Source organism: Acidovorax kalamii (assembly GCF_002245625.1).
GTDB classification, from domain to species: Bacteria; Pseudomonadota; Gammaproteobacteria; order Burkholderiales; family Burkholderiaceae_C; genus Acidovorax; species Acidovorax kalamii.
The window spans coordinates 59,057-82,325 of the sequence record NZ_NOIG01000013.1 but is presented as its reverse complement, the minus strand read 5'-3'; the positions used below and the strand labels follow the sequence as shown (position 1 = coordinate 82,325).

At 67.5% G+C, this 23,269-nt stretch carries 20 protein-coding genes; 9 read left to right on the top strand and 11 right to left on the bottom strand.

What is annotated here, in order from left to right:
- Positions 1 to 7 precede the first annotated feature (7 nt).
- The 5 genes from CBY09_RS21230 (at position 8) to CBY09_RS21210 (ending at position 4,558) form a co-directional block, all read left to right on the top strand.
- The gene (locus CBY09_RS21230; protein WP_094291566.1) at positions 8 to 589 is read left to right on the top strand and encodes a cupin domain-containing protein; all 582 of its coding nucleotides are present in this window, start codon (positions 8 to 10) and stop codon (positions 587 to 589) included.
- On the top strand, positions 586 to 1,557 hold the full coding sequence (locus CBY09_RS21225; protein ID WP_094291565.1) for a Bug family tripartite tricarboxylate transporter substrate binding protein: 972 nt from the start codon (positions 586 to 588) through the stop codon (positions 1,555 to 1,557). The genes CBY09_RS21230 and CBY09_RS21225 overlap by 4 nt, the downstream gene beginning before the upstream one ends.
- Positions 1,554 to 2,300: an SDR family NAD(P)-dependent oxidoreductase gene (locus CBY09_RS21220; protein WP_094291564.1), complete on the top strand. Its 747-nt coding sequence runs from the start codon at positions 1,554 to 1,556 to the stop codon at positions 2,298 to 2,300. The genes CBY09_RS21225 and CBY09_RS21220 overlap by 4 nt, the downstream gene beginning before the upstream one ends.
- Positions 2,301 to 2,564: 264 nt before the next feature.
- Positions 2,565 to 3,560 carry a fumarylacetoacetate hydrolase family protein gene (locus tag CBY09_RS21215; protein ID WP_094291563.1) on the top strand — a complete coding sequence of 332 codons (996 nt, stop codon included), beginning with the start codon at positions 2,565 to 2,567 and terminating at the stop codon, positions 3,558 to 3,560.
- Positions 3,560 to 4,558, top strand: coding sequence for an NAD-dependent epimerase/dehydratase family protein (locus tag CBY09_RS21210; protein WP_094291562.1), 999 nt, complete (start codon positions 3,560 to 3,562; stop codon positions 4,556 to 4,558). Before CBY09_RS21215 ends, CBY09_RS21210 begins: the two co-directional genes overlap by 1 nt.
- Before the next feature lie 264 nt (positions 4,559 to 4,822).
- Here CBY09_RS21210 and CBY09_RS21205 read toward each other — a convergent pair whose 3' ends face one another.
- The 3 genes from CBY09_RS21205 to CBY09_RS21195 form a co-directional block, all read right to left on the bottom strand.
- Entirely contained in the window at positions 4,823 to 5,344 is a 522-nt protein-coding gene (locus tag CBY09_RS21205; protein WP_094291561.1) for a universal stress protein, read from the bottom strand.
- The gene (locus CBY09_RS21200) at positions 5,341 to 6,315 is read right to left on the bottom strand and encodes a TerC family protein (RefSeq protein ID WP_094291560.1); all 975 of its coding nucleotides are present in this window, start codon (positions 6,313 to 6,315) and stop codon (positions 5,341 to 5,343) included. Before CBY09_RS21200 ends, CBY09_RS21205 begins: the two co-directional genes overlap by 4 nt.
- An 88-nt stretch (positions 6,316 to 6,403) precedes the next feature.
- Positions 6,404 to 6,910 carry a universal stress protein gene (locus tag CBY09_RS21195; RefSeq protein ID WP_094291705.1) on the bottom strand — a complete coding sequence of 169 codons (507 nt, stop codon included), beginning with the start codon at positions 6,908 to 6,910 and terminating at the stop codon, positions 6,404 to 6,406.
- A gap of 169 nt (positions 6,911 to 7,079) precedes the next feature.
- On the opposite strand from CBY09_RS21195, the gene CBY09_RS21190 reads away from it, so the two are divergent.
- Together CBY09_RS21190 and CBY09_RS21185 are read left to right on the top strand one after the other, a co-directional pair.
- On the top strand, positions 7,080 to 7,964 hold the full coding sequence (locus CBY09_RS21190) for a LysR family transcriptional regulator (RefSeq protein WP_094291559.1): 885 nt from the start codon (positions 7,080 to 7,082) through the stop codon (positions 7,962 to 7,964).
- A gap of 220 nt (positions 7,965 to 8,184) precedes the next feature.
- Entirely contained in the window at positions 8,185 to 10,218 is a 2,034-nt protein-coding gene (locus tag CBY09_RS21185; RefSeq protein WP_094291558.1) for a UvrD-helicase domain-containing protein, read from the top strand.
- Positions 10,219 to 10,240: 22 nt separating this feature from the next.
- Here CBY09_RS21185 and CBY09_RS21180 read toward each other — a convergent pair whose 3' ends face one another.
- From CBY09_RS21180 to CBY09_RS21145, 8 genes are all read right to left on the bottom strand, one after another.
- Positions 10,241 to 10,870: a DUF2894 domain-containing protein gene (locus tag CBY09_RS21180; protein ID WP_094291557.1), complete on the bottom strand. Its 630-nt coding sequence runs from the start codon at positions 10,868 to 10,870 to the stop codon at positions 10,241 to 10,243.
- Entirely contained in the window at positions 10,863 to 11,522 is a 660-nt protein-coding gene (locus tag CBY09_RS21175; RefSeq protein WP_094291556.1) for an OmpA family protein, read from the bottom strand. Before CBY09_RS21175 ends, CBY09_RS21180 begins: the two co-directional genes overlap by 8 nt.
- On the bottom strand, positions 11,519 to 14,224 hold the full coding sequence (locus tag CBY09_RS21170; RefSeq protein ID WP_094291555.1) for a DUF802 domain-containing protein: 2,706 nt from the start codon (positions 14,222 to 14,224) through the stop codon (positions 11,519 to 11,521). The genes CBY09_RS21175 and CBY09_RS21170 overlap by 4 nt, the downstream gene beginning before the upstream one ends.
- Positions 14,221 to 15,009 (bottom strand): DUF3348 family protein, encoded by a 789-nt coding sequence (locus CBY09_RS21165; protein WP_094291554.1) that lies wholly within the window; start codon positions 15,007 to 15,009, stop codon positions 14,221 to 14,223. The genes CBY09_RS21170 and CBY09_RS21165 overlap by 4 nt, the downstream gene beginning before the upstream one ends.
- A gap of 275 nt (positions 15,010 to 15,284) precedes the next feature.
- Positions 15,285 to 16,553: a benzoyl-CoA 2,3-epoxidase subunit BoxA gene (boxA, locus tag CBY09_RS21160; RefSeq protein ID WP_094291553.1), complete on the bottom strand. Its 1,269-nt coding sequence runs from the start codon at positions 16,551 to 16,553 to the stop codon at positions 15,285 to 15,287.
- Positions 16,554 to 16,699: 146 nt separating this feature from the next.
- On the bottom strand, positions 16,700 to 18,127 hold the full coding sequence (gene boxB, locus CBY09_RS21155; RefSeq protein ID WP_094291552.1) for a benzoyl-CoA 2,3-epoxidase subunit BoxB: 1,428 nt from the start codon (positions 18,125 to 18,127) through the stop codon (positions 16,700 to 16,702).
- 44 nt (positions 18,128 to 18,171) lie between these two features.
- Positions 18,172 to 19,842: a 2,3-epoxybenzoyl-CoA dihydrolase gene (gene boxC / locus CBY09_RS21150; RefSeq protein ID WP_094291551.1), complete on the bottom strand. Its 1,671-nt coding sequence runs from the start codon at positions 19,840 to 19,842 to the stop codon at positions 18,172 to 18,174.
- A 188-nt stretch (positions 19,843 to 20,030) separates the two neighbouring features.
- Positions 20,031 to 20,966, bottom strand: coding sequence for a helix-turn-helix transcriptional regulator (locus tag CBY09_RS21145; RefSeq protein ID WP_094291550.1), 936 nt, complete (start codon positions 20,964 to 20,966; stop codon positions 20,031 to 20,033).
- Between the two features lie 199 nt (positions 20,967 to 21,165).
- On the opposite strand from CBY09_RS21145, the gene CBY09_RS21140 reads away from it, so the two are divergent.
- Together CBY09_RS21140 and CBY09_RS21135 are read left to right on the top strand one after the other, a co-directional pair.
- Positions 21,166 to 21,633, top strand: a complete 468-nt coding sequence (locus CBY09_RS21140; protein WP_094291704.1) for a DUF4863 family protein — start codon at positions 21,166 to 21,168, stop codon at positions 21,631 to 21,633.
- Positions 21,634 to 21,694: 61 nt separating this feature from the next.
- A complete protein-coding gene (locus tag CBY09_RS21135; RefSeq protein WP_094291549.1) occupies positions 21,695 to 23,257 on the top strand; it encodes a 3,4-dehydroadipyl-CoA semialdehyde dehydrogenase in 1,563 nt (520 codons plus the stop codon).
- Positions 23,258 to 23,269: the final 12 nt, after the last annotated feature.

Sequence of the window (23,269 nt, the reverse complement as noted above, 5' to 3'; positions counted from 1 at the left end):
TCCGTTCATGGGTTTTCCATCCATCCACCGCGTGGTCACGGGCCACAACACTCAAGGCCGGGCCGTGGTCGCCAGCCAGGGGCCGCTGCCTACCGTGGTCGAGATTGCCGCCATTCCCGGTACGGTGTTCCATGAGGTCTGGAGCACATTGCAATCGCCCGCCGTCGTGGACAACGGCCCGGACCCTACGCTCGGTCCGCTGGTGCTGCCGCCCCCGCAGGGTGGCACGCGCATCCGGTTCGTGGACATTCCGCCCGATACGCCCGAGTTCCTCGCACGGGGTGCCGAGCGCATGCATGACGCCTTCAGCCAGATTGGCGATGCGGCCGCCTCCACGGTGAAAACCGACTCCCCCCACCCGCTGATGCACCGTACCGAATCGGTGGACTACGGCGTGGTGATTGAAGGCGAACTGACGCTGGTGCTGGACGAAGGCGAAGTGCCACTGCGCCCCGGCAGCGTGGTGGTGCAGCGGGGTACCAACCACGCATGGGCCAACCGTTCGGGCGCGCCGTGCCGCATGCTGTTTGTGCTGGTGGACGGGCGCTTTGATGCGTCGGTGGCCGCACCTGCCAAGGAGCAGTCATGAGCACGCGCCGTCAATGGCTGGGCGCTGCAGCGTCCGCAGCGGTGGTCCCCTGGGCGTGGGCCCAGGCCCCGTATCCCGCGCGGCCGTTGAGCTGGGTGGTACCTTACCCGGCGGGGGGCTTTGGCGACGCGATGTCGCGCCTGCTGGTGCAGAAGCTGGGAGAGCGCATGCAGCAAGCCGTGGTGGTGGAAAACAAGCCCGGCGGCGCCGCGCAACTGGCGGCCCAATACGTCAAGCAGCAGCCCGCCGATGGCCACACCTTGCTGTACGCCGATATCGGCCCGCTGGCCATGTACCCAGCGCTGTACGCCAAGCTGAGCTTCAGCCCCCTCAAGGACTTTGCGCCCCTGACACGGTTGTTCAGGTCGCCGCTGGTCGTGGTCGTGCCTGCGGGCAGTCCGTTCCAGACACTGGCCGACCTGCTGCGCGCGGCCGCTGCGGGGGATGGCCTCAACTATGGCTCGTACGGGCAGGGCAGCCAGCCCCATGTGTGGACCGAGCAGCTGCGCATCAAGACACGCTCGCGCATGACCCATGTGCCCTACCAAGGCGCAGCGCCCGCGCTGCAGGACCTGATGGCCGGGCGCCTGGACTTCATGTGCGATGTTGTGGCTTCGAGCCTGCCACTGGTGCGCGAAGGCAAGCTGCGCGCGCTGGTCAGCGTGGGCAGCGAGCAGCGCCTGCAGGTGCTCCCCCAGGTGCCCACCCTGACCGAGGCCGGGCATGCGGACCTCGATATTCCGGGCTGGAATGGTGTCATGGTGCGGGCTGGTACCCCGGCGTCCGTGGTCGATGTGCTTCACAAGGCGGTGGTGACCGCGCTGGAGTCTCCCGAAGTGCTGGGCCGCTACCGGCCGCTTGGCCTGGAGCCTGCACCACTCACGCCAGCTGCATTCGGCGAGTTCATCCAGGGCGAATCGCAGCGGTGGGGTTTGGCCATTCGCCAGGCCGGGATCAAGGTCGAATGAGCCTCTTTGATCTGCAGGGCCGCATCGCTCTGGTCACTGGGGCCACCCAGGGCCTGGGCCTGGCCATTGCGCGCACCCTGTCTGCCCAAGGCGCCAGCGTGGTGGTCTCCGACCGTTATGCACTCGCCTGCGAACAGGTGGCTGCATCGTTGCCGAACGCCATCGGTGTTGCTGCCGACATGGCCGCGCCAGCTGACATCGCTGCGCTGGTGGAGCGCGCCGGGCCCTTGGACATCCTCGTATGCAACGCCGGCATTCAGGGGCCGGCCGGCCCTCTGGCTGATGCCAGAGATGCCGACTGGCATCAGGTGTTTGACATCAACCTGCGGTCCGCAGCGCGGCTGTGTGCACTGGCGTTGCCTGGCATGGCGGCGCGGGGCGGTGGCAGTGCCGTGCTCATCTCCAGCATTGCGGGCCTGCGCGGCAACCGTTCGATTGGCCTGTACGGTCTGACCAAGGCGGCCCTGGCCCAGCTGGCGCGCAACCTGGCCGTGGAGTGGGGCCCAGCGGGTGTGCGGGTCAATGCCGTGTCGCCCGGCCTCATCCGCACGCCGCTGGCCGAGCAGCTCATGGCTGATGAAGCCTTCATGGTCAGGCGTGTGCAGGCCACGCCACTGCGGCGCGCTGGAGAACCCGAGGAAGTGGCTGGTGTGGTCGCCATGCTGGCCAGCCCGGCCGGGGCCTTTGTGACTGGACACAACCTGGTGGTCGATGGCGGCACCACCATCAGCGATGGGAGTTGAAAACATGTACCACATGCTGAGCTGCAGATCGGCGTACAACGCTCGCCCGCCTTGTCCGCCGTTTTGCTCTCCGTTGCCGAAATGCCGGGCCTGGCGGACTTCCAGGTTATCGGCTGGTTTGGCCAGGTGTGCACCGCCGGGTGCTCCCAACCAAACCGCGCGCGAATTCGGCGCATTTCTGACCGCAGAGACCGACCGCTATGCCTGCGTGATCCGGGCGACGGGGCTGCGACTGGAAACCCCTTCTTCTTGATAGGACTGGCGATGCGATTTGCAACTTTGAAAGACGGCAGCCTGGACGGCCGCCTGGTACTGGTTTCATCCAACGGTCTGCAGGCCGTCGATGCCGCTCCGATAGCTGCGAGCCTGCTGGGGGCCTTGCAGAACTGGGACGCTGTGGAACCCGCTTTGCGTGAGCGCACGGCAGCGCTGGAGGCGGGCACCGCAACCGGCATCTTTGCGTTCGATCCCGCCGCCTGCAGCGCGCCGTTGCCGCGCAGCCCGCAGTGGCTCGATGCATCTGCGTTCCTCAACCATGGACGCTTGATGGAGCGCGCCTTCAACACGCCACCCATCCCGCATTTCGACACCATCCCGGTCATGTACCAGGGCGCGAGCGACGACTTTCTGGGCCCGCACGATGAAGTACCGATGCCCAGCGAGGCCGACGGCATCGATTTCGAAGGCGAGTTCGGCGTCATTTGTGGCCCGGTACCCATGGGCGTGACGCCTGAAGCGGCATTGGGCTGCGTGCGTCTGGTCGTGCAGATCAACGACTGGAGCCTGCGCGCGCTGGGCCCGCACGAAATGAAGACGGGCTTTGGCTTTTTGCAAGCCAAACCCTCCACCAGCTTTGCCCCGCTGGCGGTGACTCCCGATGAGTTGGGGGATGCCTGGCAGGACGGGCGGGTGCATCTGCGGCTGCACGTGGACTCCAACGGCCAGTGGTTTGGCCACCCCCATGGGGGCGAGATGAATTTCAGCTTTGGCCAGTTGATTGCCCACGCGGCCCGCACACGTCGACTCACGGCGGGCACCATCATCGGGTCGGGCACGGTGTCCAACCAGGGGCGCGATGCAGGCTCTGCTTGCCTGGCCGAGCGGCGCGTGATCGAGATACTGGACGAAGGTGCGGCCAAGACGCCGTTCATGCGCTACGGCGACACCGTGCAGATGCAGGCGCGTTGGCCCGATGGCCGCGAGGGGCCGTTTGGTGTCGTGAGCCAGCGCGTGGTGCCACCCGGTTCGGAGCAGCGCTGATGCATGTCCTCATCACGGGCGCCGGGGGTTTTGTAGGGGCCGCCCTGGCGCGGCGCCTGCTGGGGCCGTCCCCGATGCTGGCGGGTCAGCGGCCTGTGCGCTTGACCCTGGTGGACCGGATGGCCCCCGCCCAGGTGCCGCCGCCCAGCGTGCGCTGGCATGCGGGCAGTTTTGCCGACCCCGCACTTCTGCAGGCCATGCGCGAGGACCCTCCAGGCTGCGTGTTCCACCTTGCCAGCGTGCCCGGTGCGCTGGCAGAGCGTGACCCGTCGCTGGGTGTGCAGGCCAACTTGCTCGATACCGTGGCCTTGCTGGAGGCGCTGGCCGGTGGAATGCGCGACGGCGGTGGCAGCGCTCCACGCGTGGTGTTTGCGAGTTCTGTTGCGGTGTATGGGGCGGTCGGACCATCCCCTGTGTCCGAGTCGCAGGCGCCCCAGCCCTTGTTGAGTTATGGCACCCACAAATGGGCGACGGAATTGCTGCTGGCCGACTACAGCCGCCGTGGTGAACTGGACGCCTGCAGCCTGCGCTTGCCCGGTGTGGTGGCCCGCCCGTCTGCTGAAACCGGTCACGGCTCGGCATTCATGAGCCAGATCTTTCATGCGCTGCGCTCCGGACAGTCCTACACCTGCCCGGTGTCGCCCCAGGCCACGGCCTGGTGGATGTCGCTGGAGCGTTGCCTGGACAACCTGCTGCACGCCGCACAGCTTCCGGCAACCACCATGCCATTGTCCCGGTGCTGGCAGCCGCCTGTGCTGCAGGCTTCGGTCGGGGCGGTGGTCCAGGCCATGGCGCAATCCCTCGGCCGAGATGCGCAAGCGGGTATCCGCTACGCACCCGACCCACACATCGAGGCGTTGTTTGGCCGGTTGCCGACCATGCAAACTCCCCAGGCTGACGCCGCCGGGTTTGCGCACGATGGGTCGGTTCAGGCACTGGTGGAGCGAGTGATGCGCCACTTGGGCATTGCGGAGCAGGCAGCGTTCTTGCATGGTTAGCCAAGGTGCTCTGGTCGTGGCCGACACGGCTGCCTGGATGTAGAGGGGGGCGTCGCCGGGCGGCAGGCGAACTGTTGTGCTGCAACTGGTGGGGCAGGTCAACAGCTGGCTTTGCATGCCCGGCGATGATTTTCCGATGGGGATGGCGTGACTTCCTTGCATCCGAGCGAACCTTTGCCGGTTGGCAGACACCGCGCCACGGGCGGGGGCGACGCCCAGAGGGAGCATGGAAAGGCTTGTCTTTGGGCGCGATGCCTGTCGGCCTCAGCGGACCACCAGGGTCGGCCCCCTGGCCAAGTGCAAGATCTTGTACGCCACTGAACCCATGAACAGGGACTCGGCAGCGGTCAGGCCCTGCGAGCCGATGGCGATGCCGCAGCTGCCCAGGGTATGGGCCAGGCCCACGATCTCTGTTGCGGCGTCGCTCCCCATGAGGGCATGCAGGCGCCAGTGCAGGGCGGCGGCCTCCAGCAGCTCGCGGGCGGGGGCCATGGCGGTCCAGCCGCGTTGCACCAGTTCGGTTTCGGCGGCCTCTAGGCTCAGCCAGGGCTCTACATGCACCAGATCCACCTCGGCGTGGGGCGCGAGTGCCGCCAGGCGTGCAGCTATCGCGGCGGCGCGCAGTGCGCAGGCCGAGCCATCTACCGCCACCAGCCAGCGCGCACGACCCGTGCCCGCCGGTCTTGAGCCCGCGCTGTGCCAGGTCGCGGCAACCAGGCGGCCCGTGCTGTCGCGCCGCGCCAGGTCGGGCGCGGGCAGGGCGTCTGGCAGGGCCGTTGTGGTCATGATGCGCTCCGGTGTTGCCGGTGGCCTGAGAACTTCAGGCTGAGCACCACGGAGATCAGGATGATTGACCCCACGATGGACAGCGACCACTGCACCGGCATGTGGAACCAGGGCATGGCCAGCATCTTGCCGCCGATGTAGATCAGCACCAGGGCCAGGCCGTACTTGAGCAGGTGAAAACGCTCGGCCATGTCGGCCAGCAGAAAGTACAGCGCCCTCAGCCCCATCACGGCGAAGATGTTGGAGGTGAACACGATGAACGGATCGGTGGTCACGGCAAAGATCGCCGGAATGCTGTCCACCGCAAAGACCAGGTCGCTGGCCTCGATCATCACCAGCACCAGGAACATGGGGGTGGCATACCGCAACCCATTGATGTTCACAAAAAAAGCCTGGCCATGAAAGCCGGGCGTGATGCGCATGTGGCCGCGCAGCCAGCGCAGCAGCGGGTTCTGGTCCAGGTCGGGCTTCTGGTCGGCCATGACCAGCATCTTGATGCCGGTCACCACGAGAAACAGGCCGAACACATACAGCACCCAGGCGAATTCAGACACCAGCCAGACGCCGCCCAGGATCATGACTGCGCGCATGGCGATGGCCCCCAGCACGCCATACAAAAGCACGCGGCGCTGCAGCTCGGGCGGGACGGCGAAGTAGGTGAAGATCATCACAAACACGAACATGTTGTCCACCGACAGGGCCTGTTCGATCAGGTAGCCGGTGAAAAACTCCAGCGCCTTGCGGTTGGCTATCTCGCGGCCGACGGCGCCATCCAGGTACCACCACAACAGGGCGCCAAACGTGCTGGCCATGGCCACCCAGGCCGTGGCCCAGCTCGCAGCTTCTTTCGCTGATACGCGGTGGGCCTTGTTGCCACCGAGCACGAACAGGTCCAGCGCCAGCATGACCAGCACAAAGGCGATGAAGCCGGCCCACATCGGGGCCGTAGCCAAGGATTCGATGGTGTGCATCTGTAGCCCCTGGGGCGGCGTGGCTCGCCGTGCTGTGTGGCGGTGGAGAGGGGTGGCGCGGTCGGTCTGGCGGCCCCGCCGTGGTGCCTCAGCTGGCAGCCATCCACAGCACCAGGATGCCCGCCCCTACCCCTGCGGGTATGCCAAAGCGTTCGAGCTTCGAGGCGGGTTCGCCAGCAATCACTTCCACCGGCACGGTGCTGCGTTCGATCACCTGGTTGGTGATGGAGTGCTCCACCAGGCGCACCAGCGAACTCTTGCGTGCGGTGCTCATCAGGATGCAGTCGCACGCCAGCCGGCGCGCCACGGCCACGATGCAGTCAGCCTTGTCGCCGACCTCGTAGTGGACGGTGTAAGGAACTCCGGCCGCATCCAGGGCCTGCCGCACAGGCGCAAGCGCGAGGTCGGCTTGCTCGCGGTGGAAGTCGGCCCGATCGCTTTTGTTGGTGAAGTCGCTCACATGCTTGGAGAACGGTGGCTGTACGTTGAGGACATGGACCTCCAGGCTGGGGTTCTTCTCGAACTCGCTGATCACGTGGCGTATGCCGTGTTGTGATTTGGGTGAGCCATCGGTGGGGACAAGGACTTTCAACATGGTGGTCTCCTTCACATGCATCGGTGTGGCGGTGCCATGCGCCCCGCGCCAGGCGCCTCGACGAGGCCCCACGATAGCCGCGCAGCCGGTTTGTAAAAGCAGATAATTGAGAAGCAACAGTTCTGAAAAACCGGAGAGACACCGGAGAACACCGGGAAGGTACCGAACCATGGGGCCCGACTTCAGCTATCGGCATCTCTACTACTTCTGGGTGGTGGCCAAGGAAGGAGGGGTTGCGCGCGCCGCCGAACGCCTGGGCATGGCCGTGCAGACCGTGAGCACGCAGGTGCGCGAGCTGGAGCGCTCTTTGGGTTATGCCCTGCTCAAGCCCGCAGGGCGCGGAGTGGCGCTCACCGATGCCGGGTTTGCCGCGATGCGGCAGGCCGAGCAGATTTTTCAGCTGGGGGAACAATTGCCCGCGGCCGTGCGGGATGCCGTGGGCGCCCCCGTGGTGCGCCTGGTGGTGGGGATCTCCGACGACCTGCCCAAGCTGGCCGTGCACAGCCTCATGCAGCCGGTGATGCAGGAGCCCAACCTGCGGCTGCTGTGCCTGGTGGACGAGTTCGAGGACCTGCTGGGCGACCTCGCACTGCATCGGCTTGACGTGGTGCTGGCCGACCGCGCTGCGCCGCCCAACCCCAACCTGAAGGTCTACAGCCATCTGCTGGACACATCGCCCTTGGCCTGGTACGCGCCAGCGCCCTTGCAGACGGCCGCACGGCGGGGGTTTCCGCAGTCCCTGTCCCAGGTGCCGGTGCTGCTGCCCACCCACCATGCCGCAGTGCGCGCCCGCATCGACCAGTGGTTCGAGCGCATGGCCATCCGGCCGCAGGTGGTGGGCGAGTTCGAGGACAGCGCCCTGCTCAAGACCTTTGGCGCGGCGGGCATGGGGGTGTTTCCGATGGCGGGCCTGGTGCACGACGACCTGACGGCCCGGTATGGCGTGAAGCGGGTGGGCGCGTGCGAAGGGGTGGAGGAGCACTTCTTTGCAATAGGTGCGCGCAAGAAAGTGCTGCACCCGCTGGTGGAGCGGTGGCTGTCGGCCGGACACTAGCAGCCCGTCGCACTTGGGTGGCGCAGTGCATACGGACCCCGGGGTGGTCAATTGCTATCGAATATATAGCTAAAAGTCCATATTGAACGCGCGCAGAGGCCGGTTTTTGTTTGAATTTTCAGCGCCTTGGGCAACGCAGGTGTTTCCAGCGCCGCCGCCAGGCGCGGTGGGCCAGGGCCGGTGACAATAGCGCCCCCGTCTGCCACATGGCCCCCAAGAAATGACACATCCCCCCGCCAGGAGCTGGAACAGCCAGTGGTTCGTGCCCACCGGCGAACAGCAGCAGGTGCTGCAGTCCAGCGCACCCGCCCTCATCATCAGTGCGCTGGCGGGCACGGGCAAAACCACCACGCTGTGCATGAAGGCCTGCCAGCTGCTGGCGGGCGTGGGGCCGCAGGGGCGCATCCTGGTGCTGGCCTATTCCCGCGCCGGTGTGACGGCGCTGCGCGACCGGTTTCTCAAACTCCACGGCGCCGTGCCCGCCAGCCTGGAGATCCTGACGATCGAGCAGCTCAGCGAACAGGTGCTCAAGGCCCAGGGCGATCCGGTGGTCAAGCTCGATGACCCGGTGCAGCGGCGCTTTTTGATCCTGCAGGCCCAGCAGGCGTTGCGCCAGGAACTGGCGCGCAGCCCGGACCCGGATGCCGACGCCGTGCTGGCGCATGACGTGGACATCGACGCTTTTCTGGCCTTCGAAGCCCTGGCCAAGAAACGGCAGCTGGACAAGCAGTGTGAGGACCATGGCGGCACCTTGCGGGATTTCTGTGAAGCGCAGGACCTGGACTACGGCCTGTACCGCCTGCTGCGGCACTACGAGCGCATGCGCGTGGGCATGGACCACGAACCCCGCTTCTATGCCGAGGGCGACTGCAGCTTCGAGCTGTGCCGTCAGCTCGACCTGCTGGGCTGGGATGAGCCCTGCGAGCCGCTGATGGGGCGCTATGGCGCGGTGCTGTTTGATGAACTGCACGACCTGGACGAAGGCGCGCTGACGATTTTGCGCAAGCTGGTGCAAAGCCACAACGGCGTGTTTGTGGGCGCGGGCGACTTCAACCAGCACATCCATGAGGGCGCTTTCTCGGTGTTTGGCGGCGCGCTGCAGCACATGCTGGGCAGCCTGCCTGCGGGCACGGAAGTCCTGCGCATTCACACCACACGCCGCTTTGGCGCGGAGATATGTGCGGCCCTCAATCCCTTGTTCGGGGTGGAGTTTGCGTGTGCTGCGCAGAGTTCAGACTCGTTCGTGCACCTGGGCTACGACACCGACGCGCACTGCGCGCAGCAGCTGGTGGAGCTGCACACCCAGATTGTTCAGGGCTGGGGCGGCCTGCGGGCTGACACATCCGACAAGGCCGACAAAGGCGCGCACAGCGCGCTGAACGTGGTGCTGCGCAACCCGCAGGACAGCATCCTGCTGGAGTGGGTGTTTGGGCACGAAGGCGTGCACTACGGCTGCCAGGGGATGGGCGCCTTCTACCTGCGCCGCGAAGTGGCCCTGGTGCTGGGCCTGATGTGGGCGCTGGACGGCGACAGCGCCGCAGAGCGACCCCTGACCCCGGGGATCGTGGCCGCCGCCATCCAGGGGCTGCTGCACTATGGCCGCCGCAACGCCCGGCCCGATGCGGTGGACCCCGACGTGCTGGCCCAGGGCCAGTTTGACGATGCAGGCTGGAGCGTGGGTCCGGGGGCCAGCGAAAGCCAGCAGCTGGCCGCGACCCTGCATGGCAATGCGCCGCTGATGCAGCGCTACATCGTGCACGGCACGCTGGACCGCAACGCCCCGCCGCTCGCAGACGCCTGTGCCCAGGCCATGGCGCTGGGGCCGGAAGTGCTGGCCGATGCGGGCGCGTTCTTCAGCCATGCGCTGGTGCGCCACATTTTTGACGATGCCGCCATCCATGGCGTGGAGCGGCAGGCCTGCCTGGCCAGCCTGGAGCAACTGGCACGGCTGGCGCAGGGCATGCCTGCGAGCGAGTTCCTGGGCCGCCTCACGCTCATGGCCACCACCAGCATCGCGATGTACCAGGCCAAAGAGCCCGTCACCCTGCGCCTGCTGAGCGTCGAGGCGTGCAAGGGGCGCGAGTTCATGTTTGTGGCCGTGCCGTTTGTGGAGCGCGGGCGGTTTCCGGGCCCGGCCTCGCATGCAGAGGCCTACCGCGAGCGCAACATGCTGTACGTGGCCATGACCCGTGCGCGCACGGCGCTGTGGCTGCTGGAGAGCGCTGCGCGGCCGGTGAGCCCGGGGCCGGTGTAGCCAGGGCTGCCAGGGAGGGGGCTTAGACCTTGCCGCGTCCCTTGCGCGGGGCGCGCGCGGCCTGTGCGGGCGCCCGGGTGCCTGCCTGGTCGAGCCACAGCAGGGCATCCATCTGGGACATGAAGCGCCGCAGGTAGTCGGGCGACAGCGCGCGCATCAGGCTCAGCGAGCGCAGCACCAGCTTGTGCGAGTTCAGCGGGCCCGCGTTTTCGGGCCCCCGGTGCAGGGCCTGCACCACCTGCTGCTCGGCCGAGATCTTGGACCAGACCTCGCTGAACTGGCGCACGCTTTTCATGTCGGGCAGGTGTGTGCCTGCGCTGGCGTGCAAGGCGTCGGTGGTGTCGGCATGGGGCTCGGCCGATGCGCGGGCCCTCAGCTCGCGGTTGAGCCGGGCCAGGGGGGATGGCGCAGCGGTTGCCGGGGTCGCCCCCGTGCCGGGTGCCGCCGCTGCGGTGGCGGCAGACCGGGCCTCGCAGGCATAGGTGGCCACGGCCTGCTCCAGCCGCTGCGCCAGCACCTGCTGCACGGCTGCGGGCTGGCCCGGCAGGCGCTGCGCCAACACCTCCAGGTAGTGGAAGCGGGCCGGGTTGTGGCGCTGTAAGCCTTCGGCGCGCAGCGTCTCCAGCATGGCCTCGCCGGGCTGTTCATTCATGGCGCGGGGCTGGTGTGTTCGAGGCCTTGGGCACCGGGGCCATTTCCACGCGCCGGTTCTGCGCGCGACCCTTTTCATCGGCGTTGTCGGCCACGGGCTGCTCGGCGCCAAATGCGGCGGCAAACACCTGGGACGAGGGCATGCCCTCGTCGATGAGCGCGCGGGCCACCGTGAGGGCCCGCTGGGCCGACAGCTCCAGGTTGTCGGCAAAACGCTGGTGGGGGCCGCGCAGCAGCGTGGTGTTGTCGGTGAAGCCGCTCACCATCAGCATTTCATCGCGCTCGCGCAGGTAGACCTGCAGGGGCTGCACCAGGCTCTTGAGCAGCTGGCGGCCTTCGGGGCGCAGCTCGTCGGAGCCCGTGGCAAACAGCACGCTGCCGCTGATGCCGATGCGGCCGTTGTTCACCGTGACGCGGCCGCTGGCCAGCGGAATGGCCAATGCTTTCTCCAGCGCCATGCGGCGCTGTTCTTCCTGCTGGCGCTTTTCCACCTCCTGCTTGAGGCTGGCCACCAGGTCGATCTGCACCACCAGCACCCCGGCCAGAATCAGCACGAACGCGCCCAGCAAACCGGCCATGAGGTCGCCGAATACCGCCCACACGGGGGCGGTGGGTTCGGCGCTGTCGTCCAGGGTGTCGTCCAGGCCGGTCACGCGGCGGCTCCCTCGGCCACTGCTGTGGCCACGCTGGCAGGTCGGCCCGCGTTGCCATGCAGCCTGCGCAGGTCTTCCACAATGCCCTGCTGGGCGCTGATGCTCAGGTCAATCACCTCGCGCGCCTGGGCCACGTAGTAGGCCAGTTGTTCGTCGCTGCGGTTCATCGACTGGCTGATGGCGCCCTCGATGCTCTGCAGGCCTTCCACCAGCTTGTCGTTGCTGGCGCTGAACAGGCCCACGCCATGACCGAAAGCCTCGCCCAGGCTGGACAGCTCCACCGCGCTGGCAGCCACATGGGCGGCCACTTCGTCCACTTTGCCAGCCTGTGCGCCCAGCGCCTGGGCAAACTGGTCGCCCGCCTGTTCCAGTACCCGGGCGGCGGAGCCGACCAGGGCGTCGATGGCCGCGCGCTGCTGCACGGCGGCATCGTTCACGGCGTGCAGCAGGGTGCCCAGCTGCTCCACCATGGCGGTGCGCTCGGCCAGCGCGGTGTTGTCGCGCTCGCTCATGCGCGCCATCTCCTGGCGCAGCTGGGTGATGACCTCGGCCGCAGCCTGCGGCACGTCGGATGCGGTCTGCAGCAGGCGCGTGAGCGGCGCCTCCAGCGCCGACCCGAGCGTGGCCAGGTGCTGTGCGACGGCGGCCTGCAGCGTGTCGAGCCGCTCCACGGCGGCCTGGCCGCGCTGGGCTTCGGCGTCGCGCAGGGCCTGCAGCTCGGTGCGCCACACGCTGGTGAGTTCGTCCATGCGCTGGCCCTGGGCCTGCACCCACTGGGCCTCGGTGGCAAGGCGCGTGCGCAGCAGGGTGTCCGACTGCTCCATCAGCGCCGCCGTGCTGCCCAGGGTGCGCGCCACCTGCTCGGTCATGCGCTCGGTGACCTGGGTGGCGGTGGCCTCCAGCGCCTGGCACACGCCCTGCTGCTGGGCCACCGCTTGCTCGCCCACACGCTGCCACTCGGCCGTCAGGGCGCCTGCCATGCCGTCCATGGAGCGGCTCCAGGCCTCCAGCCGCTGCTGGTCGGCGGCGAGCTGGGTGGTGTGCGATTGGGCCACGGTGTTGTTCAGGGCCTCCAGCCAGGCGCTGGAGCGCTGGTCGAGTGCCTGGCTGGCGGTTTGCAGCGTGTGGCCGATCTGGGTGGCCGTGCCTTCGAGTGCCTGGCAGGCTGCTTGCTGTTGCGCCACGGTGTGTGCGCCCACCTTTTGCCATTCGGCACTGAGGGTGCTGGCCAGGCCTTCCATGGTGCGGCTCCAGCCCTCCGTGCGCTGCTGGTCGGCCGCCAGCTGGGCCGCGTGCGATTGGGCCACGGTGTCTTGCAGGGCGGCGAGCAGGGCGTCTGCGCGCTGGTCGAACGCCTGGGTGGCGCTGTGCAGGGTGTGGCCGATCTGCGCGGCAGCGCCCTCCAGCGCCTGGCCCACGCCCTGCTGCTGTGCCACCGTCTGGGCGCTGGCCTGCTGCCATTCGGCGGCGAGTGTGGTGGCCATGCCGTTCAGGGCGTCGCGCCAGCCTTCCAGGCGCTGCGCATCGGCGGCGGCCTGTGCGGTTTGCAACTGGGTGGCCGATGCCTGCAGCGAGGCCAGCAGGGCGCTGGAGCGCTGGTCAAACGCCTGGGTCACGGTCTGCAGGGACTGCTCCAGTTGGGCCACCAGCGTGGATTGGGTCTGGCTGTGGCTTTGCAAGGCGGTGATCCAGGTGTCGGCCACCTGGCGGGCCGTACCCTCCCATTGGCCCGACAGCGCCTGCATCTGCGCATCGGTGGTGGCGCGCAGGCGGTCGTGCGAGCGCTGGGCCTCTTGGGCCAGGGTGGCCATGGCTTGCTCCACCACGGGGCGGATGGCCTCCCCGGCCTGGCGTGCGCTGGCGCCCAGGCTGTCTTGCAGCGAGGTGCCCACGGCGCTGGCCAGCTGGGTGTAGGCGGCAGCGGCTTCGCGGTGAAATTCTTGCTGCTGCGTCACCAGCTGGGTGCCCAGCTGTTCGTTGCGCCGCTCCAGCCCTTCCGCCAGGCCCTGCAGGCGCTCAGCGATCAGGGGCAGGGCCTGGGCCTGTGTCTGCAGGGCGTGCAGCATCTCGTCATGCCGATGGGCGGGCGAGAAGGGGCGGAACAGGGTGGGGATGTGGGCATCCAGCAGGCGCACGGCCGCCAGCCGCTCGCGGCGGCTCAGCGCCGACAGCAGGCCCAGCATGGCCGAGGCGGCCACACCGGCCACCGAGGTGCCAAACGACAGGCCCAGCCCCTTGATGGGCGCCGACAGCGCGGCGCGGATCGACTCCAGGCTGGACGAGGTTTCCAGCGCAGACATGGTGCCGCTGAAGGTGATCACCATGCCGAGGAAGGTGCCCAGCATGCCCAGCATGACCAGCAGGCCCACCAGGTAGGGCGTGAGGGCGGGGCCTGGCAGTGCCACACGCTCGCCTTCGATGCGCTGGCGCACGGGGTGGCGCAGCGCGGGGGCCAGGCGGCCCAGCCAGCCGTTCAGGTCGGCCAGCGGTGCTGGTCCTGCCGTGCCGTCGGTCAGCGCGCGCCCCAGGGACTGGGTGGCGGCGCGGAATTGCCACAGCTCATAGGCCCCCAGCACATAGACCGCGCCAATCACCGCCGTCATGGCCAGCGCCAGGGGGCTGGTTCCGACAAAGCCCCAGCCCACCCAGCCCACGGCCGCCAGGCCCACGGCGAAGACGGCGGGCATCACACTCTTGTTCATTCCTGTTGTCCTGTTTTCTCGTTGTGGGCGGCTTCCAGCAGCCCCGTGATGGGTAGCAGGCGCACTTGCATCTCGGCCAGCAGCAGCGCCTGCATGTCTTGTTCAAAAGCCCACAGCCAGCCGCCTGGCTGGCGCCAGCGGTGCGGCTCATCGGCCAGGCCCCGGGCTTGCAGCGCCTGCTGGTGCGCCTGGTGGCGGTGGGCCAGGCGGCGCTCCAGGTGGCTGGGCAGCGACGCCCACAGCCGCTGCTCGCGCGCGCCCAGCATCTGCTCCATGACGGCATCCAGGGCCGCCAGCTGCCGCAGGGCGGGGCGGCCCTTGGCGATGGCATGGCGCACCTGGGCCCGCAAGGCCAGCAGCCGCGTGTCCATCTGCCGCTGCAGCTCCAGGTAGCGGGGGCCATGGGCACCAAAGTCGGCATCGACCTCGGGATCGGGCAGCGCCACGGGCGTGTTGTCGGCCCGCGCGCGCAGGGGTTTGGGGGCTGCGGTCCGGGCCGTGAGCAGCGCGGACAGGTCCGCCTGGATCTTCTGGACAAAACGGTCCAGTGCGGCCAGGTCGATGGCCAGGCCAGGTCCGGCCCCTGCGCGCCCTGCCTCTGGCAAGGATTCGATGGCATGCAGCGCCCGGCTGAGCTGTACGGCGTCCACCGTGCCCAGCCACTGGCTCAGGGTTTGCGCCACATCGGGCTGCGGCAACTGTGCCGCCCGCGCGCCATCGTCCCGCGCCCATTGCTGGAGCAGGACAACAAGGCGTGAGCTGTTGAGTCGGTGGTGCAGGTACATCCCGTGGAGGCCATTCACTGTGCTGGCACCCCGCACTGGATCACTCCGGGCGCAGGGGCATCAGGGAACGGGTCCCCAGTGGGCAAAGCCCGCCATTTTCGCAGGAACGCCGAACCGGCCCGCCCGGGCCAGGAGGGCGTTGCAGGTGTTACATGTCCGGAACCCCTGGGAGAGATGGGAAAAGCGGCGCAGAGAGGCCGCAGGCGCCCTGCGCCGGGGCGCTATGACCCAGGGAGGGCTGGCGGGGCTTGGGGGAGCCGCCAAGGAGTGGGGGCTCAGTAGGTTTCCAGGTGCAGGCGGCCCTCGCGCTGCAGGGTCGCGCCCACGGTGTCCCAGTCCAGCCCGGCCTCGCTGGCAATGTCGCGCAGGGCCATCACCACGCCTTCTTCCATGCTTTTCAGGCCACACACATAGAAGTGGCTGCTGCCGTCCTGCAGCAGCGCGGCCAGGTCGGCGGCGCGCTCGCGCATCAGGTCCTGCACATAGCGCTTGGGCTGCCCGGCGGTGCGTGAGAACGCCAGGTTGATGTCGATGAAATCCTTGGGCAGGTTTTGCAGCGGGCCAAAGTACGGCAGCTCCTGCTGCGTGCGGGCTCCGAAAAACAGCATCAGCTTGCCGCCCTCGAACTTGCCGCTGTTGCGCAGGCGCCGCCGCCATTCGGTCATGGCGCGCATGGGGGCGCTGCCCGTGCCGGTGCAGATCATCACGATGTGCGAGCGGGGGTGGTTGGGCATGAGGAAGGAGCTGCCAAACGGCCCCACCACCTGCACCTTGTCGCCCACCTTCAGGTCGCAGATGTAGTTGGAGGCGATCCCCTGCACAGGGTGGCCGTCATGGTCCTGCGTCACGCGCTTCACCGTCAGGGCCAGGTTGTTGTACCCGGGCCGCTCGCCGTTGCGCGGGCTGGCGATGGAGTATTGGCGCGCGTGGTGCGCCTTGCCCAGTGCATCGGTGCCGGGTGGGATGATGCCAATGGACTGCCCCTCCAGCACCGGGAACGGCATGCTGCCAAAGTCCAGCACCACGTGGTGGGTCTCGTTCTCGAAGCCCGTCTCGGTGCAGTTGAAGTTGCCGACCACGGTGGCTTCGGTAGGGCTTTTGGGCGGGAACAGGTTGGTGTAGGGGTGGGCAGCCGACCAGGGCGGCACCGTGGCGCCGTACTGGGCCGAGCGGAACGCTTGCGTGCCCGGTTCCACGGGCGCGGCAGGGCCGGAGGTAGGTACGGCATCCACGGGCGGCACAACACCTTCGGCGGTCAGCGCATCGGGCGGGAGTTCGGGCGGCAGCTCTTCCCAGGTGAACTGCTCCTCAATCGTGTATGCGCGCGCCAGCGGCATGGTGCGCCAGTTGTCGATGGAGCCTGTGGGGCAGGGCGAGATGCAGGCCATGCAGCCGTTGCACACATCGGCCCGCACGACGTAGTTGTTGTCGTCGTGTGTGATGGCACCTACCGGGCAGGTGGCCTCGCAGGTGTTGCAGCGGATGCAGATCTCGGGGTCGATCAGGTGCTGCTTGATGACGGCGGTCTGGACGGCCATATCCATGGTTGTTCTCCTGAAGGCCTCGCGGTCGGTATGGGGGTTGTACCGGGAGGCGGGCGGGGTGCGCTATCGGCAAAAACGTGGGGCCCCGGCCCATGTTGCCCTGCTCCCTGGTATGGGCAACGGGGCAACGCTGGTGTGTGGGTGGGTCAGCCGAACCGGACGTATTCAAAGTCCACGGGTTGGCGGTTGATACCCATGACCGGGGGAGCAATCCAGCCCGCAAATTTGCCAGGCTCGACCACACGCCCCATCAGCGAGGCCACAAAGGCAAAGTCCTCCGGCGTGGGCAGCCATTCGGCCTTGCGCGCCGTCCATTCCGCTTCGCTCACCACGCGGCCATCGGGCGACATCTTGATGCCCGCGAGGGCGCCGATCTGGCGGTTGAAGGCCTTGTGTGGCACGACCAGGCGCGTGGGGATGCCGGCTTTCTCCAGCACCTTGTTCCAGCGGCCCACCCCGGCCATCGAGTCCTTGATGAAGTCGTCGCGCAGCACCTCGTTCAAGGCGTTGAGCATGGGCACGTCCTTCTCCTGCAACTGGCCGTTGACCACTTCCAGCACCTTGTAGGTCTGGCCTTTGAGGATGTGGTCGTCACCTCGCTTGCCTTCTTCGTAGCGGCCCTTGAGGCCCGAGCTGTAGAAGGTGGCGGCGTTGCTCGACTGGTCGGCACCGAACAGATCGATGGTCACGCTGTAGTGGAAGTTGAGATAACGTTGGATGGTGCCGAGGTCGATGGCGCCTGCTGCGCGCACCTGGGCCGGGTCGTCGGTCTTGAGGTCGTTCATCACCTGCGCGGTGCGCGACAGCACGCGCGAGACGCCGCTCTCGCCCACGAACATGTGGTGGGCCTCCTCGGTCAGCATGAACTTGGTGGTGCGTGCCAGCGGGTCAAACGCGCTCTCAGCCAGGGCCGACAGCTGGAACTTGCCATCGCGGTCGGTGAAGTAGGTGAACATGAAGAACGCGAGCCAGTCGGGCGTCTTCTCGTTGAACGCGCCCAGGATGCGCGGGTTGTCTACGTCGCCCGAGGTGCGCTGCAGCAGTGCCTCGGCCTCTTCGCGGCCGTCGCGGCCAAAGTGCTTGTGCAGCAGGTAGACCATGGCCCACAGGTGGCGGCCTTCTTCCACATTGATCTGGAACAGATTGCGCAGGTCGTACATGCTGGGCGCCGTCAGGCCCAGGTGGCGCTGCTGCTCGACCGAGGCGGGCTCGGTGTCGCCCTGCGTCACGATGATGCGGCGCAGGTTGGCGCGGTGCTCGCCGGGCACGTCCTGCCAGGCTTTTTCCCCCTTGTGGTCGCCAAAGTGGATCTCTCGGTTGGTATCGCCGGGGTTCAGGAAGATGCCCCAGCGGTAGTCGCGCATCTTCACGTGGCCAAACTGTGCCCAGCCATTCGGGTCCACGCTCACGGCGGTGCGCAGATAGACCTCATGGTTGGTCGAGCCCTCGGGGCCCACGTCGTCCCACCAGTTGATGAAGTTGGGCTGCCAGCCTTCCAGGGCGCGCTGCAGCGTGCGGTCTTCGCTCAGGTTGACGTTGTTGGGGATCTTCTCGCTGTAGTTGATGGTGCTCATGGATGTCTCCTCGCGGGATGGAAAACCGAACGGTTGGGGTGGGGCTAGACGCGGTTCAGATCAAAGCCAGCTTTCTGGCCGGTGCCGTAGACCTTGAGCGCACCTTTGTCGCCCACGGCGTTGGGGCGGTTGAAGATCCAGTTCTGCCAGGCGGTGAGGCGGCCAAAGATGCGAGTGGCCATGTTCTCCTTGCTGGCAAAACGCAGGTTGGCCTCCAGCCCTGTGAGCGCGTCGGGCGACATGGCGGCGCGCTCCTCAATGGCGATGCGGATTTCGTCGTCCCAGTCGATGTCGTCCGGGGCTGCAGTCACCAGGCCCAGCGCCAGCGCAGCGTCGGCATCCAGAGCCTTGCCGACGGCTGCGCGGGCGGCCTCCAGTGGCGCGGCTTCTTCGTAGAAGCGGCGTTGCAGGCGGCTTTGGTCGTTCACCATCGGCAGCAGGCCGAAGTTGAACTCGTTGAGCGTGATATTGGGTGCGCGTTCCGTGTCGTCGGGCAGGGCCAGCATGTAGGTGCGATCGGCGGCAAAAGCCAGCTCGGCCAGGGAGCCCGCAAAGGCCGAGCCGGGCTCTACCAGCGCGAACAGGCTGCGCGAAGACACATCGAGCCGCGCGAAGGTGCGGCGCAGCGCGCCGATGGTTTCGCGTACCAGCCAGTGGTCCTGGTGCGCTATCAGCGTGGCGTCGCTGGCCAGCACCGCCTGTGCGTCGCCTTCGGTCTTGAGCAGCCAGGTGCCGATGTCCAGCTCGTTGGTGCGCAGGTTCAGGATGGCATCGTCCAGCTGGCGCGCCAGGGCCAGGGGCCACCAGGCGGCCCCTGCGGCTTCGATGCTGGCGATGTCCGTAGGCTGCACGCCAGTGGGGACCTTCAGCGTGATGGTGGCTGTGCGGCGGGTGCGGTCGATGTCCACGCTCACATGGGCGTAGCGCAGGCTGTCGGCCGTTTCTTCGCGCTCCACGCGGGGCAGGGCCACGCCTTGCGCGTGGCTTGGGCGGGGGCTGCCCTCCGCCAGACGTGCGGCGGTGTCATCCACTGCAGCAGCGAACTGCGCAGGCTTGGCAATGCGGTCCACCAGGCGCCAGTCCACCGCGCGTTGGCCGCGCACGCCTTCCACGCTGGTGCAGAAGATGTCGGCCAGGTCGTGGCGCACGTGGCGCTTGTCGGTCACACGGGTCAGGCCGCCGGTGCCGGGCAGCACGCCCAGCAGCGGCACTTCGGGCAGCGACACGGCCGAAGAGCGGTCATCCACCAGCACGATCTCGTCGCAGGCCAGGGCCAGCTCGTAGCCGCCGCCTGCGCAGGCGCCATTCACGGCGGCCACGAACTTGAGGCCCGAGTGCTTCGAAGAATCCTCGATGCCATTGCGCGTCTCGTTGGTGAACTTGCAGAAATTCACCTTCCAGGCGTGGCTGGAGACGCCCAGCATGAAGATGTTGGCGCCCGAGCAGAAGATGCGGTCCCGGGCGCTGGTGACGATGACCGAGCGCACCTGTGGATGCTCGAAGCGGATGCGGTTGAGGGCATCGTGCAGCTCGATGTCCACGCCCAGGTCGTAGCTGTTGAGCTTGAGCTTGTAGCCGGGGCGGATGCCGCCGTCTTCGGCAATGTCGAGCGACAGGCGTGCCACTGCGCCGTCCACGGCCAGCTTCCAGTGGCGGTACTGCGTGGGGTCGGTCCGGTAGTCCACGCGGGACGGGGGCTGCACAGGGTGGGTCATGGCGTCTCCTTGGAATGGGTTTGTGCAAAATAATGCATGTTTTGCCTGTTGATGTGCATCATGATGCATATCAACAGGCAAGTCAATGCATGTTTGTGCGGTGATTCGTCAGGAGGTGGCGCGTGGTGGAAAGGGCGGCGCTGGGCGGACAGGGCCACACCCTGTGTGGGGCGTGGCAGGTGTGGGGCTCAGGCCGCCCGGGCTGTGGCCTTGCGCACGCCCGCGTGCAGGGCGGCCAGGCTTTGCTCGGGCGTCTGGCCCGAGGTGTCGATCGTGATGTCGGCCTTGGAATAGAAGGCGGCGCGCCCGTCCAGTATGCGCTTGAGGTCGTCCATGGCTTCCCTGCTGGCCGCCATGGGTCGCATGTCGCCCTGGGCTACCACGCGGCCCATGTGTTCTTCGGGTGCTGCGCGCAGCCAGACGGTGGTGCAGTGCGCCAGCAACTCGTTGAAGGTGGCCGGGTCCGACACAATCCCGCCCGGTGTGGCGATCACGACCTCGCTGTGGATCTGGATGGTTTCTTCCAGCGCCCTGCGTTCATAGCGGCGATAGGCCGTGGTGCCATAGAGGTCGTGGATCTCGCGCACGCTGCAGCCCGCCAGGCTTTCGATCTCGCGGCTCAGTTCGATGAAGGGCACGTCGAGTGCACGCGCCAGCAAGGGCCCCAGGGTGGACTTGCCTGCACCCCGCAGGCCCACCAGGGCGATGCGCCCGTGCCGGGCTGTGTCATTGCTGCCGCCGCTCAGCAGCTCATGCAGGGCCAGGCGCACGCGGCGCAGCTCGGGCTCGCTGCGGTGCTCCAGCAGCTCGCGGATCAGCAGCCATTCGGGCGAGCTCGTCGTGAAATCGCCCATCAGTTCGGCCAGCGAGCAGTGCAAGGCGCCCGCCACCTGCTGCAGCACCAGGATGGACGCATTGCCCGTGCCGTACTCCAGGTTGGCCAGGTGCCGCTCGGACACGTCGGCCGCCACGGCCACGGCCTTGCGGGTCAACCCCCGCTGCGCGCGCAGGTTGCGCACCCGCTCCCCCAGCGCCACCAGCACGGGGTTCTTGGGTTCCTCGGTCGTGGTTGCGGCCGTGGCAATCGTTGGCAAACCCGTCCCTGCCTCTTCTTGTTCGTTCATACCCATCCTTGTGCGCCAATTGCCGCCCTGTATTTGCTCAGGGAAAATACCGAATATGCACTATAGTGCTTGACGCTGACTGAATCAGAAACTATTGTTCGTGTGACGCAACATACTGCATGTTTCGGGGTGGCGCAAGGACATGGATCAAACCATTGCCTTTGCACTTTCGCCCCTGATGCCTTCACCTGAGACACCCATGTCCACCAAAGCCGTATTTCACCAGACCCTTGCCACGTTGACGGGCCAGATCGCTGGACAGCCGCTGGATGCGGCGCTGGCGGGCTGGCTCAACCAGAACCACGGCCCCGGGAGCGATGTGTACGAGCGGCTCAAGGACGCGTGCACGGTGGGGGTGCGTGAAGGCTGGTTGTGCGAGCGCGAGGGCGGTGGCATCCGCTACGGCCGGGTTTTCAAGCCCGAGGACGCCTTGCACCGCTTCTCGGTGGATGTGGTGGACATGCAGGACCTGGCGGGCCCGCACCACACGCACCCGAACGGCGAGATCGATTTGATCATGCCGCTCACGCAGGGCGCGACTTTTGATGGCCACCCTGCTGGCTGGTGTGTCTACCCGCCCGGCAGTGCACACCATCCCACGGTGGCGCAGGGACGCGCCCTCGTGCTCTACCTCCTGCCCGAGGGACAGATCCACTTCACCCGGTAGGCCCCACGCTGGCCTGACGACTTGTTGCCGACTCCTTTCCCCTATTTGAAGAAAGCCCCGCATGACTGAACTGCTCCCCAACTATGCCGCAGGGCGCTGGCAACACGGAACCGGGCCGGGCACCGCGTTGCGGGACCCTGTGCTGGGCACCGCGCTGGTGCGGGTGGATGCGGCAGGGCTGGACCTGGCCGAGGCATTTGCGTTTGCGCGTGATACCGGTGGCGCGGCCTTGCGCGCAGCCACCTACCGCGAGCGCGCCGCGATGCTGATGGCTGTGGTGAAGGTGTTGCAGTCCCATCGCGACAGCTACTACGAGATCGCTACGGCCAATGCCGGTACCGTCAAGAACGACTCGGCCGTGGACATCGATGGCGCCATCTTCACGCTGGGCCAATATGCCCGATGGGGAGATGCTCTGGGCGACGTGCGTGCCCTGCGCGACGGAGGCGCGGTGAAGCTGGGCAAGGAGACTGTCTTCCAGTCGCAGCATCTGCAGGTGCCCCGGCAGGGCGTGGCACTGTTCATCAATGCGTTCAACTTCCCGGCCTGGGGGCTGTGGGAGAAGGCCGCTCCCGCTCTGCTGTCGGGCATGCCCGTCATCGTCAAACCAGCCACGGCCACTGCATGGCTGACGCAGCGCATGGTCCAGGATGTGGTGGATGCCGGTGTGCTGCCCGTGGGCGCGCTGTCGGTCATCGCCGGAAGTTCAGCGGGGCTGATGGACCAGCTGCAGCCCTTCGATGTGGTGTCGTTCACGGGTTCGGCTGAGACGGCGGGCGTCATCCGCGGCCACCCTGCGGTGGCCCAGCGCTCGGTGCGCGCCAACATCGAGGCCGACAGCCTCAACAGCGCCCTGCTGCTGCCGGGCGAGGCCCCGGGCAGCGAAGCCTTCCACCTGCTGGTGCGCGAGGTGGTGCGCGAGATGACCGTGAAGTCCGGCCAGAAGTGCACAGCCATCCGCCGCATCCTCGTGCCCGCCGAGGTGTACGACGCGGCTGCCGAGGCCATTGGTGCCAAGCTGGCTGGCATCACAGTGGGCAACCCGCGCAACGACAGCGTGCGCATGGGCTCGCTGGTCAGCCGCGCCCAGCTCGCATCGGCGCGCGAAGGCCTGGCCACACTGTTGGCCCATGCCACGGTGCTGTACGACGGCCGCAACCAGCCTCTGGTGGATGCCGACCCCGCCGTGGCCGCCTGCATGGGGCCCGTGCTGCTGGGCGCGCGCGATGCCGATGCTGCGCAGCCAGTGCACGACGTGGAGGTCTTCGGCCCCGTGGCCACGCTGCTGCCCTACCGCGACAGTGCGCATGCGATCGCGCTGGCGCAGCGCGGCCAGGGCTCGCTGGTCACATCGCTGTATGGCAATGACGAGGCCGCACTGGCGCACACGGCGTTGGCGGTGGCTGCCAGCCATGGCCGCGTGCATGTGGTCACGCCCGATGTGGCGCAGGCCCACAGTGGCCATGGCAATGTGATGCCCATGTCGCAGCACGGCGGCCCGGGCCGTGCGGGTGGTGGTGCCGAGCTGGGCGGGCTGCGTGCGCTGGACTTCTACCACCAGCGCAGCGCCGTGCAGGCCAGCCCCGCAGTGCTGGCGGCACTGGGTGTGCCCGATCTGGCGTAGCCCCTTTTTTTG